Raw genomic sequence first — 16,690 nt, 5'->3', positions numbered from 1 at the left:
CGGCCGCCGGTGCCAGCAGGCCGGAACGCTGGGACTCAGCGTGCGCCCGGCTTGACCAGCACGAAACTCACGGCATCGCCCCGACGCACGAGGAGGTTGATCAGCTTGGCCTTCTCCAGCTTGGCCAGTTGAGCCTGCAGCTGCTTGACGGTGGCCACCTCGACGTTGTCCACCGACAGGATGATGTCGCCCTCGCGCAGGCCGGCTCGCGCGGCTGGACCTTCCGCATTCTCGACCAGCACGCCGCCGCGCAGCTTCAGCTCCTTGCGCTGCGCCTCGCTGATCTCGGCCAGGCCCAGGCCCAGGGCGGCGGCGGCGCCGGAGGCCGGCCTGGCCTCGGGCTCGGCACTCTTGGCCGGCTTGTCTGCCTCGAGCTCCGCAACCGTCAGCGTGAGGTCCTTGGTGGCACCGCGGCGGAACACCTGCACCATGGCCTTGCTGCCAGGCTTGATGGCCGCAATGGAGCGCCGCAGCTCGGCCGCGCTCTGGATGGACTTGCCCTCGACCTTGGTGATGACATCGCCGCCTTCAATGCCAGCCTTCTCGGCCGGAGAGCCGCTCTCCACGCGCTGCACCAGGGCGCCCGTGGGCTTGCCCAGTCCGATGGCCTCAGCCACGTCCTTGGAGAGGTCCACGATGCCCACGCCGATGCGGCCACGCTGCACCCGGCCGCCCGCACGCAGCTGTTCGGACACGCGGATGGCTTCGTCGATGGGAATCGCGAAGGAAATGCCCATGAAGCCGCCAGACTGGCTGTAGATCTGCGAGTTGATGCCCACCACCTCGCCGCGCATATTGAGCAGCGGGCCGCCGGAGTTGCCGGGGTTGATGGCCACGTCGGTCTGGATGAAGGTGAGGAAGTCGCCGGTGTCGCGCTGCTTGGCGCTGACGATGCCGGCCGTCACGCTGTTGTCGAAGCCGAATGGCGAGCCGATGGCCATCACCCATTCGCCGACCTTGAGCCGACCGCTGTCGCCGATCTTCACCTGCGGCAGACCACTGGCCTCGATCTTCACCACGGCAACGTCGGTGCGCTTGTCCAGGCCGATCACCTTGGCCTTGAACTCGCGCTTGTCGGTGAGGGTGACCAGCACCTCGTCGGCGCCTTCGACGACATGGGCATTGGTCATCACGAAGCCGTCGCTGCTCAGGATGAAGCCCGAGCCGAGGCCACGCCGGGTGGGCGCGTCCTCATCGCCATTGCGGGGGCCACCCCGGCGCGGCACGGGGATGCCGAAGCGACGCAGGAACTCCTGCATCTGCTCGTCCATGGCCGGACTCTCGGTGGGCTTGGCCTTCTCAGACGTCTTGATGTTGACCACGGCCGGACCGACACGGTCGACCAGCTCGGTGAAGTCCGGCAGCTCCCGCGCCTGGGCCTGGCTCAGCGCTGGGGCCAGGGTGAGGCTCAGCCCCAGGGCCAGGGCGCCCAGCCCCTGGGGCCAGCGTGACAGAGGCCGGCGCGCGGCGCCTTGATGCGAGGATGCTGTGTTCATAGGTGGATTCGGCTCGGGTTCCGGCCCCAGGGCGCATGCCCGGGCCGCCGTCATTGTGCAATGCCTCCGCCAGCTCTGCTCGGCGCATGGATGCTGGCCGACTATCTTTGCTCGGCAGGCATGTATCAAAGCATGAGCCCCCCGGTCGCGCCCAAGGTCATGGAGGGGCGCGAGCCTCGGGGTGGACACCCCCCGATCAGTCCAATGGACTCAGGCCCTCTCCGGCGGCAATCCTCGTGCCGAGAACAGCGCCCATCGCAAGCGCAGCCAGAGGCCCGGGTGCTGGTGCCGCGAGAGGGGCAGGTAGACCGCCGCATGCCGGCCCTCGCCCGTCGGACGGCAGCGCAGGAGCAGAAAGCCGCCGAGGTCCATCGACACCTGGAGCCACTGGGCCTGCAAAGGCGAGTCCTCCTGCGCCGCCCGGCACGCATCGCCGGGCCGCAGGGCCCATTGCTGCCCGTCCCACAGCAGCTGCCAGACCTCGCCGGCCCGATGCCGCCAGGCCAGGCAGCAGACCAGAGGCAGCAGTGGCAGGGCGAACAGCAGGCAGGCCGTCCCAGCTCCAGGCCCCAGGCGCGCAGCGACCTGGGCGAGCACCGCTGCTGCGGACGCACACCAGGCCAGGGCCCACAACAGCACGGTGAGCAGCCGCCAAAGAAAAGGCGCCCGTACTTCCAGCTGGAAGGCGGGCGCCTGGCGTTGACGCGGGGCCTGGCGGGCGGTCACGGCGGCCTCCGGATGCCGCCGCAGGCTCAGGCCCGCTTGAAGATCAGCGTGCCGTTGGTGCCGCCGAAGCCGAAGTTGTTCTTGGCGGCGTATTCGATCTTCATCTCACGCGCCACATTGGCGCAGTAGTCCAGGTCGCACTCGGGATCCTGGTTGAAGATGTTGATGGTCGGGGGGGCGACCTGGTTGTGGACCGCCAGCACGGTGAACACCGACTCGATGCCACCCGCGCCGCCCAACAGGTGGCCGGTCATGGACTTGGTCGAGGAGATGACCAGCTGCCTGGCGTGATCGCCGAAGGCCAGCTTGGTGGCATTGGTCTCGTTGACGTCGCCCAGCGGCGTGGAGGTGCCGTGCGCGTTCATGTACTGGACCTGGTCCGGATTGATGCCGGCATTGCGCAGGGCCGCGCGCATGGAGCGCTTGGGGCCGTCCACGTTGGGCGCGGTCATGTGATAGGCGTCGGCGCCCATGCCGAAGCCGGCCAGCTCGCAATAGATCTTGGCGCCGCGCTTCTTGGCGTGCTCGTACTCTTCCAGCACCAGCACACCGGCGCCCTCGCCCAGCACGAAGCCGTCGCGGTCCTTGTCCCAGGGGCGGGACGCGGTCTTGGGGTCGTCGTTGCGGGTGGACAGCGCACGGGCGGCAGCGAAGCCCCCCACGCCCAGGGGCGAGACGGTGGACTCGGCACCGCCGGCGATCATGACGTCGGCGTCGCCGTACTCGATCAGGCGGCCGGCCTCGCCGATGCTGTGCAGGCCGGTGGTGCAGGCGGTCACGATCCCCAGGTTCGGCCCCTGGAAACCGTACTTGATGGAGACGTGGCCCGAGATCATGTTGATGATCGAGGCGGGCACGAAGAAGGGAGAGATACGGCGCGGTCCGCGCGCCGTCAGCTCGGCGTGGGTTTCCTCGATCATCGGCAGACCGCCGATGCCCGAGCCCACGAGCACGCCGATACGCTCGGCCTGCTCTTCAGTCAGCTGATCGTTGGTCGCGAGACCGGCATCCTGCACCGCCTGGATGGACGCAGCCAGGCCGAAGTGGATGAAGCGGTCCATCGTCCGCGCTTCCTTGGTCGACATGTAGTCGCCAACCTCGAAACCCTTGACCTCCCCTGCGAACTGGCAGGCGAAGTTGCTGGCATCGAAACGGGTGATGCGATCAATGCCGGATTGACCAGCCAGGATGTTGGCCCAGCCTTCAGCCACCGTGTTGCCCACGGGGCTGATCAGACCGAGACCGGTGACGACAACGCGACGACGGCTCATGCGATCAGCAGATTCTTTGAAGACATACCGCGGGGCACGAAGGCCCCGTGGTCCAGAGGGCGCGAGGCCCCGTGGCCCTTAGGCCTTCTGGTTCTTGACAGCGTAGTCGATCGCCAGCTGGACGGTGGTGATCTTCTCGGCTTCTTCGTCGGGGATCTCGATGCCGAACTCGTCTTCGAGTGCCATCACCAGTTCCACGGTGTCCAGAGAATCAGCGCCCAGATCGGCGACGAAGGCCTTCTCGTTGCTCACATCGGCTTCGGGCACGCCGAGCTGCTCGGCGATGATTTTCTTGACACGTGCTTCGATATCGCTCATGACTCCTCCAAGAGGGGTTTGCAAAGGAACAACCCGGGATTCTAAGGCTTCTAGAGTGACACCCCTAGCGGGGCCCCGAACGAGCGTGTCCGGGCACTCAGAAGATCCTTCACCGGCCGGGGGAATCCGGTGGGCCGCCGGCCTGAAGGCCTGCAGCCACAAAAGGGTCAAAACAACGGGGGCTAACTCCGTCAGCTCATGAACATGCCGCCGTTGACGTGCAGCTCGGTGCCGGTGATGTACGCGGCCTCGGGCGACGCCAGGAAGGCGACGGCATGGGCGATCTCCCGGGGTTCACCCAGGCGACCGGCGGGAATCTGGCCCAGCAGCGCGGCCTTCTGGGCCTCGGGCAGGACTTCGGTCATGTCAGTGGCGATGAAGCCGGGTGCCACGCAATTCACGGTGATACCGCGGCTGCCCAGCTCGCGCGCCAGGGACCGGGTCATGCCGGCCACGCCGGCCTTGGCGGCAGCATAGTTGGCCTGGCCCGGATTGCCCGAAGCCCCCACCACCGAGGTGATGTTGACGATGCGGCCGAAACGCGCCTTCATCATGGTGCGCATCACGGCACGGCTCATGCGGAACACGGCCTTGAGGTTGGTGTCCATCACCGCGTCCCAGTCCTCGTCTTTCATGCGCATGGCGAGGGTATCGCGGGTGATGCCGGCGTTGTTGACCAGCACATGGAGGCCGCCCTTCGTCTTGACGATGTCGTCCACCGCGGCGTCGCAGGCGGCGGCGTCATTGACGTTCAGGACGATGCCATGGCCGCCCAGGGGCGCCAGCGCCTCGCTGATGCCGGCAGCGCCGGATTCGCTGGTGGCCGTGCCGATGACGGTGTAGCCCTTCTCGGCCAGGGCCAGGGCGATGGCGCGGCCGATGCCGCGGCTGGCGCCGGTGACCAGGGCCACCTGGCCCTTGATGGTGTCGCTCATGGTGGTGTGTCTCGCAGGTCTTGTTCTGTTCAACCCAGCAGGGTCCGTGCCTCGGCCAGGCTGGTCGGGTCGAGCACGGTGGCGCTCTGGATCTCGGCATCGACGCGCTTGGCCAGGCCGGCCAGCACCTTGCCCGGACCGCATTCAATCACATGGCTGATGCCGCGCGCCTTGATGGCCTGCACGATCTCCACCCAGCGCACCGGGCCGAAGGCCTGACGGTACAGGGCATCGCGCAGGGCGTCAGCATCGGCGCTGATGCCCACGTCGATGTTGTTGATGACGGGGATGGCCATGGGCTTGAAGTCCACCCCAGCCATGCGCTCGCGCAGGCGATCGGCGGCCGGCTTCATCAGGCTGGAATGGAAGGGGGCCGACACGGCCAGGGGCAGCGCGCGCTTGGCACCCGCCGCCTTGAGCACCTCGCAGGCCTTGTCCACGCCGGCCTTGGTGCCGGCGATGACGGTCTGCTTGGGATCGTTGAAGTTGACCGCCTCGACGGCCTCGCCCACGGCCTGGGCCGCGGCGGCACAGCCCTCGCGCACGGCGGCAGCGTCCAGGCCCAGGATGGCGGCCATGGCGCCCACGCCCACCGGCACGGCATCCTGCATGGCCTGGGCGCGGAAGCGCACCAGGGGCAGGGCCTCGGCCAGGCTCAGAGCCTCGGCGGCCACCAGGGCGGTGTACTCGCCCAGGGAGTGGCCGGCGACCACAGCGGGCTTGAGGCCGGTCTCGGCCAGCCAGGCGCGGTAGCAGGCGATGCCGGCGGCGAGCATCACCGGCTGGGTGTTGGTGGTCAGGTCCAGCTGTTCCTTGGGACCGTTCTTGATCAGGGCGCCCACATCCTCGCCCAGGGCGGCAGAGGCCTCCTCCAGCGTGCGGCGCACTTCGGGGTGGTCACCCCAGGCGTCCAGCATGCCCACGGTCTGCGAACCCTGGCCGGGAAACACGAATGCAAAGCTCGCGCTCATCGTCTCGTCTCTTTCTTGTGCAGTGGAACGGGTGATCAGAGGTCCAGCAGGACCGCACCCCAGGTGAAGCCGCCGCCCACGCCCTCCAGCATGACGGTCTCACCCTTCTTGATCTGGCCCGAACGGACCGCGGCATCCAGGGCCAGCGGAATGGACGCAGCCGAGGTATTGCCATGCTGATCCACCGTCACCACCAGTTTCTCAAGCGGCAGTTTCAGTTTCTTGGCAGTCCCCTGCATGATGCGGATATTCGCCTGGTGGGGGATCAGCCAGTCGATGTCGGCGTCGGTCTTGCCGGCCTTCTCGAGCACGGCACGCGCCACCTTCTCCAGCACGCCCACGGCCAGCTTGAACACAGCCTGGCCGTCCATCTTCAGCAGCGGATGGCCCAGCACCTGGCCACCGGACACCGTACCCGGCGTGCAGAGGATGTCCACGTGGCGGCCGTCGGCATGCAGCTGGCTGGCCAGGATGCCCGGGGTCTCGCTGGCGCCCAGCACCACGGCACCGGCGCCGTCGCCGAACAGCACGCAGGTGGTACGGTCCTTGAAATCAAGGATGCGCGAGAAGGTCTCCGCACCGATCACCAGGGCCTTGCTGGCGGCGCCGCTCTTGATCATGGCATCGGCCACGGTCAGGCCGTAGACGAAGCCCGAGCACACGGCCTGCACATCAAAGGCCGCGCAGCCGGCGATGCCCAGCTTCTGCTGCAGCAAGCAGGCGGTGGAGGGAAAGACCATGTCCGGCGTGGACGTGGCGACGATGATGAGGTCGATCTCCTCCGCGGCCACGCCAGCCGCTTCCAGGGCCGCACGGGCGGCCGGCAGGGCCAGGTCGCTGGAGGTCTGGTCGGGCGCCGCGAAGTGGCGGGCACGGATGCCGGTGCGCTCGACGATCCATTCGTCGGAGGTCTCGACGCCGTCGCGCGCCAGCTGGGCGGCGAGTTCGGCGTTGGTCAGGCGCTGTTCGGGGAGATAGCTTCCGGTTCCCAGGATGCGGGAAAAGCGGGGGGCAGTCAGTGAGGAACTTGTAGTCATGCAGCATGGGCGGCCGAGGCCGCCTTGTCTCCTGCACCACCTGACTCACCCGGCAGGCTGGCGTCCGCGGTGGCGGGCATGGCCTGCAGCGTGGCGATGATGCGGTCGTGAACCCGGTCGAGCAGCCGGTTGCGGGCGGCATCATACGCCCTGTTCAGCGCTGTCTCGAAGGCGACAGCATCGGCCGAGCCGTGGCTCTTGAAGACCAGGCCCTTGAGCCCCAGCAGGGCCGCGCCATTGAGCCGGCGATGATCCACCCGGCTCTTGAAACGCTGCAGGATGGGCAGGGCCAGCAGGGCCACCAACTTGGTCAGCAGGTTGCGGCTGAACTCGATGCGGATGAAGGTGGAGATCATCGAGGCCAGACCCTCGGCCGTCTTGAGGGCCACATTGCCCACGAAGCCGTCACAGACCACCACGTCCGCGGTGGCCTTGAAGATGTCGTTGCCTTCCACATTGCCATGGAAGTTGATCTGGCCGGCGGCATCGGCGGCGCGCAGCAGCTCGCCGGCGCGCTTGATGGTCTCGTTGCCCTTGATCATTTCCTCGCCGATGTTCAGCAGGCCCACGCGCGGCTCGGCCTTGCCTTCCACCGCGCTGACCAGGGCACTGCCCATCACGGCGAACTGCAGCAGGTGCTCGGCGCTGCAGTCCACGTTGGCGCCCAGGTCCAGCATGGTGGTGAAGCCACCGGTCTGGTTGGGCATGACGCTGGCGATGGCCGGACGGTCGATGCCCTCCAGCGTCTTGAGCAGGTAGCGCGAGACCGCCATCAGCGCGCCGGTATTGCCGGCCGAGACGCAGGCCTGCGCCCGCGGCTGCTCGCCCTCCGCCGCCTTCAGCTGCTGGATGGCCACGCGCATGGAGGAGTCCTTCTTGCGACGCAGGGCCACCTCGACGGGATCATCCATGGTGACGACCTCGCTGGCCGGCACGATCTCGCAGCGCGGCCAGGATCGCGCCTCCTTCAGGGCCTCGGGCTGGCCCACGAGCAGCAGGCCGGCCTCCGGATGGGCCGCCAGGAAAGCACGGCAGGCCGGCAGCGTGATGCTGGGGCCATGGTCCCCGCCCATGCAGTCCACCGCCAGGCGGATCAGGCCGGGGGCCACGGGCACGGGCACGGGCGCATTCGATTCAGGAGAGGACATCAGGATTCGGACCGGAACTGGGCACATCGCCGACCGCACGGTCGACACTGCTTGCGCAAGCCGCGCACCTTACGCGAGCCCCCGTGACGGAGCAAGCGGACACACCCTGTAGCGAGCCCCTTATTGCGAGAGCTCAAGCACAAAAGCCCGGCGACGCATCGAGCAGCGAGCCGGGCTTTTCACAGACTGTCATTGACTGAGGCACCACAGCAGGTGCCCAGCAGTTCAATCAGGCGTCTGCCTTGGTCTTCAGGACCTTGCGACCACGATAGAAGCCGTTGGGGCTGATGTGGTGACGCAGATGCACTTCACCGGTGGTGGGCTCGACGGCAGTGCCCGGATTGGTCAGGGCATTGTGCGAACGGTGCATACCACGCTTGGAAGGCGACTTCTTGTTTTGCTGAACGGCCATGGTGAATTCTCCTGGGGCTTCGGTGATTTGAGGCTTGCTCGGCGGGTCCAGGCACTCATCAGCACGAATCGCTGACCTGCATCCGGAGATTCAAAAAGATGAATGCCCCGAAAGCCGTCACCGCGTGACTCGTGCGTGTACCCGCTACCGACGCCTCGGCATCCCGTCCTTTGCCATCCATGTGCCCGTAAAACCGGCAAACACGAAGAGCAAAGCGGGGAAAGCCTGCGATTCTAGCATGGCTTGAGGGCCTTGAGAATCCTGCCGCTACAAAACACGTCGCAACAAGGCCAGGGGTGGCGGATGCGGCCAGGACGGCCGCCCACACATCGCCACCCGCCCCGCGTCCGCACTACTGCGGCCGCCCCTTGCCCTTGAGTGCGGCGAGGGCAGCAAAGGGATGGGGCTTCTCGTCCTGGGCAGGCTCGGGCAGGTCATGGTCGGCGTGGACCAGGGGCTCCGGGCACTCCTCATGGCGGGGCACCAGGGGCAGCTCCAGCAGCAGTTCGTCCTCGATCAGCTCGCGCAGGTCCAGGGAACGGCTCATGGCCAGCACGTCCTCGTCGCTGTCGGCATCGAGTTGCGCGGCCATGTCCTCATCGCGCACGAAGCGCAGGCTGCGCTGCACGGCCAGATGCTGGGCGTAAGGCTGCAGGCAGCGCTGGCAGACCAGGGTCACGGTGGCCTCGGCTTCCAGGTGCAGCCAGGTCTGGGGCTCGGCGGCGCGTGGGCTCAGGCGCTCGCCGCGCACCGACCAGCGCAGCGGCGGCCAGCTGGCCGCCGGGGATTCCTCGGAGGCCGACTCCGCCAGGCGCGGGAGCTCGACCATGGACCATTCCCCTTGCAGCTCGCCCGCATCGCGGGCAAAGGCCTCGACGTCGAGCTTCAGGGGATCGAATTGACGCTGTTTCATGGGCTCAAGTGTACGAGCGCCCCTCGTGGGCGGCGCCGCCGCGATGGGACAATCCGCCGCATGAGTTCCACCCTGCCCCCCCTCCAGGACGCTGCCGAAGCCCGCTTGATCCTGGGTTCCACCTCCCGCTACCGGCGCGAGCTGCTGCATCGCCTGCACCTGCCCTTCGCGGTCTGCGCGCCTGCCGTCGACGAGACGCCCCTGCCCGGCGAAGCCCCGGCCACCCTGGCGCGCCGCCTGGCCCTGGCCAAGGCGCGCGAGGTGGCGGCGCGCTTCCCGCAGGCGCTGGTGATCGGTTCCGACCAGGTTGCCGACCTCGACGGCCAGCCCATTGGCAAGCCCGGCACGCACGAGCGGGCCGTCGAGCAGCTGCACGCCATGCGCGGCAGGACCGTGGTCTTCCAGACGGCGGTGGCGGTGGTCTGCCAGGCCCGCGGCTTCGAGGCGCAAGACCTGGCCCCCGTCTCGGTGCGCTTCCGGGCGCTGGACGATGCAGAGATCGAGCACTACCTCCGCACCGAGCAGCCGTACGACTGTGCCGGCAGCGCCAAGTCCGAGGGCCTGGGCATCGCCCTGCTGGACGCCATCGACTCCGACGACCCCACGGCACTCATCGGCCTGCCCCTGATCCGTGTGGCCCGCATGCTGCGCGACGGCGGGCTGAATCCGCTGGTGGCCGCATGACGGCGACCGCTGCGCGCAAGGGCCGACTGATCCTCGTGCCCAACACCCTGGACTTCGGCATCGAGGGTGGGGCCGTGGACCTGCGCCTGGTCATCCCCGACGACGTCCTGCGCTGCGCCGCAGGCCTGCAGCACTGGGCCGCCGAGAACGCCAAGACCACGCGAGCCTTCCTCAAGCGGGTCGACGCCCTGCATCCGCTGAGCCGCCCGCTTCAGGAGCTGCAGATCCAGGAGCTGCCCCGCCCCCCCAAGGGCGGCAAGCCCGTCACGGGCGACGACGCGGCCTGGCAGGCCCTGCTAGCCCCCGCGCTGGACGGCCATGACGTCGGGCTGATCTCGGAGGCCGGGCTGCCGGCCGTGGCCGACCCGGGTGCGCGGCTCGTGGCGCTGGCCCACCTGGCGGGCATTCCCGTGCTGCCATTGAGCGGCCCCTCCTCCCTGCTGATGGCGCTGGCGGCCAGCGGCCTGAACGGCCAGAGCTTCGCCTTCGTGGGCTACCTGCCGGTCGAGGCCGCGTCCCGCACGGCGCGGCTGAAGGAGCTGGAGCAGCTCTCGCAGCGCTTCCAGCAGACGCAGCTGATGATCGAGACACCCTACCGCAACGAGGCTCTGCTGGACGCGCTGCTGGCGAGCCTGCGGCCTGAGACCCGCCTCACGCTCAGCTGCGGCCTGACCCTGGCTCAGGGCTTCAGCTGCAGCGGCACGGTCGCGCAATGGCGCAAGAAGCGCCCCGCCCTGCCGGACAAGGTGCCCGCCGTCTTCGGCCTGCTGGCCTGAGCGGCCGCCGCATGAAAAAGGCCCGCTGCGGCGGGCCTTCGATGCTGGGGTCAGGTCTTGCTCAGGACTCGCTGGGCGCGGCCGCCGGCTTGGCGCCGAACAGGGCCGCCACCTTCTTCTTGGGCTTGATGTAGCTGCTCAGGCCCTTGACCGGTGCCGCTGCGGTGCCACGCTCCCAGGCCGGCGGCTCCTCGGTGCTCTGGGGCTCGTAGGGCTTCTCGAAGAAGGCATCACGCGGCGCCGACCGGGGTGCGGGACGCGGGGCCGCAGCAGGCGCAGCAGCTGCACCGGAGGGCGCGCCTTCGCGGCGATCTTCCCAGTCACGGCGCGGGCGGCGCGGGCGGTCATCCTCGAGTTCGAAGGGCTCCAGGTCCAGCTTGCGCTTGATGAGCTTCTCGATGTCGGCAACCAGGCGGGCGTCCGAGCGGGCCACCAGCGTGACGGCAATGCCCGAGGCACCGGCACGGCCGGTGCGGCCGATGCGGTGGACGTAGTCTTCGGCGTTGAAGGGCACGTCGAAGTTGAAGACCGCCGGCAGGTCGGCGATGTCCAGGCCACGGGCTGCGACGTCGGTGGCCACCAGCAGGTCCACGTCGCCGCGCTTGAAGGCGTCCAGGGACTTCAGGCGCTCGTCCTGGGACTTGTCGCCGTGCAGGGCCGCGGTGCGCAGGCCGTCGCGCTCGAAGGAGCGGGCCAGGCGCGCGGCGCCCAGCTTGGAGTTCACGAAGACGATGGCCTGCTTGATCTCGCGCTGACGCAGGATCTGGCAGACGGTGCGGCGCTTGTCGTCGTCCTCGACGCTGTAGAAGCGCTGCTCCACCGTGGAGGCCGTGGCATTGGGGCGCGCCACCTCGATCAGCTCCGGATTCTGCAGATAGCTCTGGGCCAAACGCTTGATCTCAGGCGAGAAGGTGGCCGAGAACAGCAGGGTCTGGCGCTGCTTGGGCAGGTAGCTGAGGATGCGCTGCAGGTCGGGCAGGAAGCCGATGTCCAGCATGCGGTCGGCCTCGTCCAGCACCACGTACTCGACCTGGTTCAGCACGGCCGTCTTGGCCTCGATGTGGTCCAGCAGCCGGCCCGGCGTGGCGATCAGCACCTCGACGCCGCGGCGCAGCTCTTCCATCTGCGGCTTGATGTCGATGCCGCCGAAGACGCAGGCCACGCGCAGCTGGCTGTGCTTGGCATAGGCCTTGACGTTGTTGGCCACCTGGTCCGCCAGCTCGCGGGTGGGCGCCAGGCACAGCGCGCGCACCGGATGCCGGGCCGGCGAGGCGCTGGCGTTCTCGTGGCGCAGCATGCGCTGCAGCAGCGGGATGGAGAAGGCGGCGGTCTTGCCGGTGCCGGTCTGGGCCGCCCCCATCACGTCGCGCCCGGCCAGCACGACCGGGATGGCCTTGGCCTGGATGGGCGTCATCGTCGCGTAGCCCTGGTCAGCCACGGCGCGCAGCAACTTGGCGTCCAGGGGCAGCGTGTCGAAGAGCGCCGGTGCGCCTTCGCTTTGTGAAGCTTCAGTCATGGGGCCGGATTATCGTCTATCTGACTTTCCTGTCCCCGCCGCCCCCGCCGGCTGCCCGTGGACCGGTGCGCGGAAGACCATCCAGCGGGGCGTCCTGAAGCGCACGATGCGCCAGTAGAGGTAGAGGTAGATCACCGCGAAGACCGCCATGCAGATGGAGATCCAGAAGGTGGATTGCCAGAACAGCAGGGCCGGAATCAGGGAGGTGATGCACAGCAGCCACAGGTAGGGCGCCGTCATCGAATTGCGGCGCGTCAGCGCGCGCGCGTCCTGGGCCCCCACCGCCCAGCGCATGATGCGCCGGTAGACGAGCGAATGCAGGTGGATGCCGTCCGGCAGCCCTGGAGGCGCCGCCCTCAGCACGCGCCGGCGGTAGATGGAGAACACCGTCTCGAACACCGGGTAGATGCACACCATCAGAGGGAACAGCGGCGAGACCTGCTCATAGCGCGAGATGAGCACGATGCCCAGCTCCGCCAGGAAGAAGCCCAGGAAGTAGGCGCCGCCATCGCCGAGAAAGATCAGCCCGGCCGGGAAGTTCCAGACGAAGAAGCCCAGGATGGCCCCCACGCCCGCCACGGACCAGAACAGCAGCTCCCGGTCACCCACCTCGTAGGCCACGTAGCCGATGGCCATCAGCATCAGGCTCACGCACATGGTCGACAGGCCGTTGAAGCCGTCGATGATGTTGACGGCATTGGCCACGCCGGCCACGGCAAAGATCGTGGCCAGCAGCGAACCCAGGCCGGTGGACACCAGCAGGTCCAGGCCGGGGACGTCGGTCCGGGTGATGGCCGCCCCCAGGAAGGCCACGCCCAGGGCCGCGCTGACCGAGGTGGCCAGGAGGCGGACCGGCGGACTGACCCGCTTGGTCAGGTCCTCGATCAGGCCGAACACGAAGGCGGGGACGCCGCACAGCAGGATGCCCGCGCCCAGCCGCGCGACACCCGCCTCGCCCCGGAAGTGGGCCCAGGCCACCATCAGCCACAGAGCGGCGTACATCCCCACCCCGCCAATGCGGGGCACGGGCCGGGCGTGGAACTTCTGGGGCCCAGACAGGTCCCCGTCTGTCGACAGATGGGAATGCACCCTCGCGGACTTCAGGACCAGCAGGGTCAGCGCCGCGGACGCGAGCAGGGGCAGGAAAAAGGTCAACATGGCGCGCAGTGTACGAGGCCGGTCTCGGCGGCCCACTACGCTGGCACTAGAATCGCGCCGCCGCGTTATCGCGGTGATCTCCAGAAACTGACCATGAGCACTCGTCGAGCGCAGCCCCTGAACTGCCTTCAATCCTGGCCTCTGCAGGTGCGCAGCCCGCGCGGAGCCCGCCGCGCCGGCGCATTGGCCCTGAGCGCGATGTTGGCATTGGGCTCGCTGTCCGCTGCTCATGCGCAAAGCTACCTGGAGGACGAGACCACGCGAACCCGCAGCACCAACCAGCAGCGGGAATCCACCACCGAGACGGACGACGCCCGTTCGACCACCCGGCTGCGCCAGAACGGCAACCGCCTGGACGAACGCAGCACCCTGACGGACAAGGAGCGCCTCAACGAGGAGTCGCTTCTGCGCCGGCGCAAGACGCCCTATGTGGCCAGCGAGTTCGAGCGCTACGTGCAGAAGGCGCTCGGCCAGGACAAGAAGATCGAGAGCCGGGACGCCATCGGCGAGGAGCAACTGCCGCCCCCGACCATCAAGCGCTTCGGTGCGGAGCTGCTGCTGCCGACCGTCGAGGACCTGCGCAAGGAGCCCAGCACCAATGCAGGCACCACGGTGCCGCCGGACTACGTGCTGGGCGTGGGTGACGAGGTGATGGTCAATGTCTGGGGTGCCGTCGACGCCGACCTGCGCCTGGTGGTCGACCGCTCTGGCCGCATCTCCATCCCGCGCGTCGGTCCCATCCTGGTGGCCGGCGTGCGCTTCGCGGACCTGAACAATGTGCTGCGCCAGCGCATCGGCACCGTCTTCAAGAACTTCCAGGTCTCTGCCAGCCTCGGCCGGCTGCGCGCGGTGCGGGTCTACGTGACCGGCTTCGCGCAGCGCCCCGGCGCGCATACCGTCAGCGGCCTGTCGACCCTGGTCAATGCCCTGATCGAAGCCGGCGGCCCGTCGGCCTCCGGCAGCTTCCGCCGCATCGAGCTGCGCCGCGGTGGCGAGCTGGTGACCACGCTGGACTTCTACAAGCTCCTCATCAAGGGCGACAAGACCTCGGACCGCCTGCTGCAGGCCGAGGACGTCATCTACGTCGGCCCGTCCGGTCCTCAGGTGGCCATCGTGGGCAGCGTCAACAAGCCGGCCATCTTCGAGATGAGCCCGAGCGAAAGCCTGGAAGACGTGCTGAACATGGCCGGCGGCTTCAATGCCGTCGCCGACACCAGCCGCGTCGCGGTGCAGCGGATCGACTTCACCAAGGAAGACCAGGTGGTCGAGCTCCAGCTGCCTGCACAGGCGTCTGCACGGCTGAAGAACGGCGACATCGTCCGGACCTTCAGCCTGGTTTCGCTGGCGCACCCGCGTGACGCCCGCAGCAAGCGCGTCCGCGTGGAAGGCGAGGTGCTCCATCCCGGCGAGTACGTGCTGCCGGCCAAGAGCACGCTGGCCGACGCCATTGCCAAGGCCGGCGGCGTCACGCAGCAGGCCTACATCTTCGGCACCGAGTTCACCCGCGACAGCGTGCGGGCGTCCCAGCAGGAGAACTATGACCGGGCCCTGCGCGACCTGGAAACCGAGTTCACGCGCAACACCTCGACGCAGCGCGCCCTGTCAGCCGACGAGGCCGCAGCCCAGACCGCGCGGGCCAGCGGCGCGACCCGCCTGATCGAGCGCCTGCGCGCCGTGCGCCCCAATGGCCGCATCGTGCTGCAGCTGGCGCCCAATGCAGCTGCGCTGCCCAACCTGATGGTCGAGGACGGCGACCGCATCAGCATCCCCGCCAAGCCCAATACCGTGGCCGTGTTCGGCAGCGTCTTCAACGGCGGCAGCTATCTGTACACCGAAGGCAGCTCCATCGAGGACGCCCTGCGCCAGGCCGGCGGCCCCACCCGGGGCGCCGACACCAACAGCGTCTTCGTGCTGCGCGCCAACGGCAGCGTGGTCAGCACGCGCCAGAGCAACAGCGGCTGGCTGAGCCTGGGCCAGTCCTTCTCGGGCATCGCGGCCTTGCCTGGCGACACGGTGTTCGTGCCTGAGGAACTGAACAAGACCACCTTCGCCCAGGAGGCCAAGGAATGGACGCAGATCCTGTACCAATTCGGCCTTGGTGTGGCTGCCCTGAAGACCCTGCAGAACTGAGGCAGAGAACGTGACGTCCGCAAGCCCCTCCTCGACCCCCATGCCCACCGCTCCGCAGGCGCAGACCTGGTCCTCGATCCTGGCTCCCGTCCGGATGCAATGGCGGCGGCTCAGCGCCGGCTCCGTGCTGATCGGCTGCATCGGCCTGGGCATCAGCTTCCTGGTGCCCCCGACCTTCACGGCCAGGACCCAAGTGCTTCCGCCGGCGCAGCAGCAGTCGGGCGCCATGGCCGCCATGGCATCGCTTGGCTCCCTCTCCGGCCTGCTTGGCGGCATGGGCGGGGTGGGCAAGAACACCCCCGATCAATACGTGGGGCTGATGCAGAGTGAAACCGTTGTCGACCGCATGGTCGAGCGCTTCAAGCTGGTCGAGCTGTACGAATCCAAGTACCGGGTGGACGCCCGCAAGGAGCTGGCCACGAACACCCGCGTGTCGGTAGGCAAGAAGGACGGGCTGATCTCCATCGAAGTCGATGACGAGAGCCCGCAGCGGGCAGCGGACATGGCCAATGCCTACGTGGAAGAGCTGCAGCGCCTGTCCTCCTCCCTGGACATCACCGAAGCTCAGCAGCGCCGTTCCTTCTTCGAGCGCCAGCTCAAGCAGGCCCGCAACGACCTCGAGAAGGCCCAGGAGAAACTCACGGCGTCGGGCTTCACCGAATCCACCTTGCGGGCCGAGCCCAAGGCAGCCGCCGACAGCTTCGCCCGACTCAAGGCCACCCTGACTGCAGCCGAGGTCAAGCTCCGGGGTCTGGAGGCCACGATGACGTCGGCGGCGCCCGAAGTCCAGCAGCAGCAGAGCATCGTCGCCAGCCTGCGTGGGCAGGTCAATCAGTTCGCAGACGACGAGGGCTCCAAGACGAAGGCCAGCTACGTCAGCGCCTATCGCGACTACCGCTATAACGAAATGCTGGTGGAGCTGTTCGCCAAGCAGTTCGAGCTGGCCCGCATGGACGAAGCCCGCGAGGGCGGGATCCTGCAGGTCGTGGACAAGGCTTCGGTGCCCGAGCGCAAGAGCAAGCCCAAACGCTCGGTCGTCGGGCTGCTGACCACACTGGGTGCCTTCATCACTCTGAGTTGCCTGGTGGTTCTGAGTGACCAGCGTCGCCGCAAGGCAACGCTCATCGCTACGTCATGAATGCCCTCCCGGTCGTTCCTGCCCCCGGAGCAGCACGGGCCATGACCGGGCCGCGCCAGCC

Annotated in this window: 16 protein-coding genes; 4 read left to right on the top strand and 12 right to left on the bottom strand. The window is 68.2% G+C overall.

All coding sequences use genetic code 11. The annotated features are described in order from the left end of the window. Positions 1–35: 35 nt before the first annotated feature. The 10 genes from ABDJ40_RS04775 to ABDJ40_RS04730 form a co-directional block, all read right to left on the bottom strand. Positions 36–1,496 (bottom strand): DegQ family serine endoprotease, encoded by a 1,461-nt coding sequence (locus ABDJ40_RS04775; protein ID WP_347606737.1) that lies wholly within the window; start codon positions 1,494–1,496, stop codon positions 36–38. Between the two features lie 210 nt (positions 1,497–1,706). Beyond that, positions 1,707–2,222 (bottom strand): hypothetical protein, encoded by a 516-nt coding sequence (locus ABDJ40_RS04770; RefSeq protein ID WP_347606734.1) that lies wholly within the window; start codon positions 2,220–2,222, stop codon positions 1,707–1,709. Positions 2,223–2,248: 26 nt separating this feature from the next. Beyond that, entirely contained in the window at positions 2,249–3,493 is a 1,245-nt protein-coding gene (fabF, locus tag ABDJ40_RS04765) for a beta-ketoacyl-ACP synthase II (RefSeq protein WP_347606731.1), read from the bottom strand. Between the two features lie 78 nt (positions 3,494–3,571). Continuing rightward, positions 3,572–3,811: an acyl carrier protein gene (acpP, locus tag ABDJ40_RS04760; RefSeq protein WP_183103012.1), complete on the bottom strand. Its 240-nt coding sequence runs from the start codon at positions 3,809–3,811 to the stop codon at positions 3,572–3,574. 191 nt (positions 3,812–4,002) lie between these two features. Next, positions 4,003–4,746 (bottom strand): 3-oxoacyl-ACP reductase FabG, encoded by a 744-nt coding sequence (gene fabG, locus ABDJ40_RS04755; RefSeq protein WP_347606728.1) that lies wholly within the window; start codon positions 4,744–4,746, stop codon positions 4,003–4,005. A 29-nt stretch (positions 4,747–4,775) separates the two neighbouring features. After that, entirely contained in the window at positions 4,776–5,717 is a 942-nt protein-coding gene (gene fabD, locus ABDJ40_RS04750) for an ACP S-malonyltransferase (RefSeq protein WP_347606725.1), read from the bottom strand. A gap of 35 nt (positions 5,718–5,752) precedes the next feature. After that, positions 5,753–6,754, bottom strand: a complete 1,002-nt coding sequence (locus ABDJ40_RS04745) for a beta-ketoacyl-ACP synthase III (protein WP_347606722.1) — start codon at positions 6,752–6,754, stop codon at positions 5,753–5,755. Continuing rightward, the gene (plsX, locus tag ABDJ40_RS04740) at positions 6,751–7,902 is read right to left on the bottom strand and encodes a phosphate acyltransferase PlsX (protein ID WP_347606719.1); all 1,152 of its coding nucleotides are present in this window, start codon (positions 7,900–7,902) and stop codon (positions 6,751–6,753) included. Before plsX ends, ABDJ40_RS04745 begins: the two co-directional genes overlap by 4 nt. Positions 7,903–8,131: 229 nt before the next feature. Then, entirely contained in the window at positions 8,132–8,314 is a 183-nt protein-coding gene (gene rpmF, locus ABDJ40_RS04735) for a 50S ribosomal protein L32 (protein ID WP_183103007.1), read from the bottom strand. A 352-nt stretch (positions 8,315–8,666) separates the two neighbouring features. Further along, positions 8,667–9,227 (bottom strand): YceD family protein, encoded by a 561-nt coding sequence (locus tag ABDJ40_RS04730; protein WP_347606716.1) that lies wholly within the window; start codon positions 9,225–9,227, stop codon positions 8,667–8,669. Positions 9,228–9,287: 60 nt separating this feature from the next. Here ABDJ40_RS04730 and ABDJ40_RS04725 point away from each other — a divergent pair, with 60 nt between their 5' ends. Together ABDJ40_RS04725 and ABDJ40_RS04720 are read left to right on the top strand one after the other, a co-directional pair. Beyond that, complete coding sequence (locus tag ABDJ40_RS04725) at positions 9,288–9,911, top strand: Maf family nucleotide pyrophosphatase (RefSeq protein WP_347606713.1); 624 nt, start codon at positions 9,288–9,290, stop codon at positions 9,909–9,911. After that, positions 9,908–10,687 carry an SAM-dependent methyltransferase gene (locus ABDJ40_RS04720; protein WP_347606710.1) on the top strand — a complete coding sequence of 260 codons (780 nt, stop codon included), beginning with the start codon at positions 9,908–9,910 and terminating at the stop codon, positions 10,685–10,687. The genes ABDJ40_RS04725 and ABDJ40_RS04720 overlap by 4 nt, the downstream gene beginning before the upstream one ends. Before the next feature lie 61 nt (positions 10,688–10,748). Here ABDJ40_RS04720 and ABDJ40_RS04715 read toward each other — a convergent pair whose 3' ends face one another. Both ABDJ40_RS04715 and ABDJ40_RS04710 read right to left on the bottom strand, forming a co-directional pair. After that, positions 10,749–12,203 (bottom strand): DEAD/DEAH box helicase, encoded by a 1,455-nt coding sequence (locus ABDJ40_RS04715; protein WP_347606707.1) that lies wholly within the window; start codon positions 12,201–12,203, stop codon positions 10,749–10,751. A gap of 9 nt (positions 12,204–12,212) precedes the next feature. Beyond that, positions 12,213–13,361 (bottom strand): MraY family glycosyltransferase, encoded by a 1,149-nt coding sequence (locus ABDJ40_RS04710; protein ID WP_347606704.1) that lies wholly within the window; start codon positions 13,359–13,361, stop codon positions 12,213–12,215. Between the two features lie 93 nt (positions 13,362–13,454). On the opposite strand from ABDJ40_RS04710, the gene ABDJ40_RS04705 reads away from it, so the two are divergent. Together ABDJ40_RS04705 and ABDJ40_RS04700 are read left to right on the top strand one after the other, a co-directional pair. Further along, a complete protein-coding gene (locus tag ABDJ40_RS04705) occupies positions 13,455–15,491 on the top strand; it encodes an SLBB domain-containing protein (protein WP_347606701.1) in 2,037 nt (678 codons plus the stop codon). A gap of 10 nt (positions 15,492–15,501) precedes the next feature. Next, a complete protein-coding gene (locus ABDJ40_RS04700) occupies positions 15,502–16,629 on the top strand; it encodes a GumC domain-containing protein (RefSeq protein ID WP_347606698.1) in 1,128 nt (375 codons plus the stop codon). Positions 16,630–16,690 lie beyond the last annotated feature (61 nt).

It is taken from the genome of Roseateles flavus (assembly GCF_039872765.1).
GTDB lineage: Bacteria > Pseudomonadota > Gammaproteobacteria > Burkholderiales > Burkholderiaceae_C > Roseateles_B > Roseateles_B flavus.
This window is presented reverse-complemented; position numbering and strand designations above follow the sequence as displayed.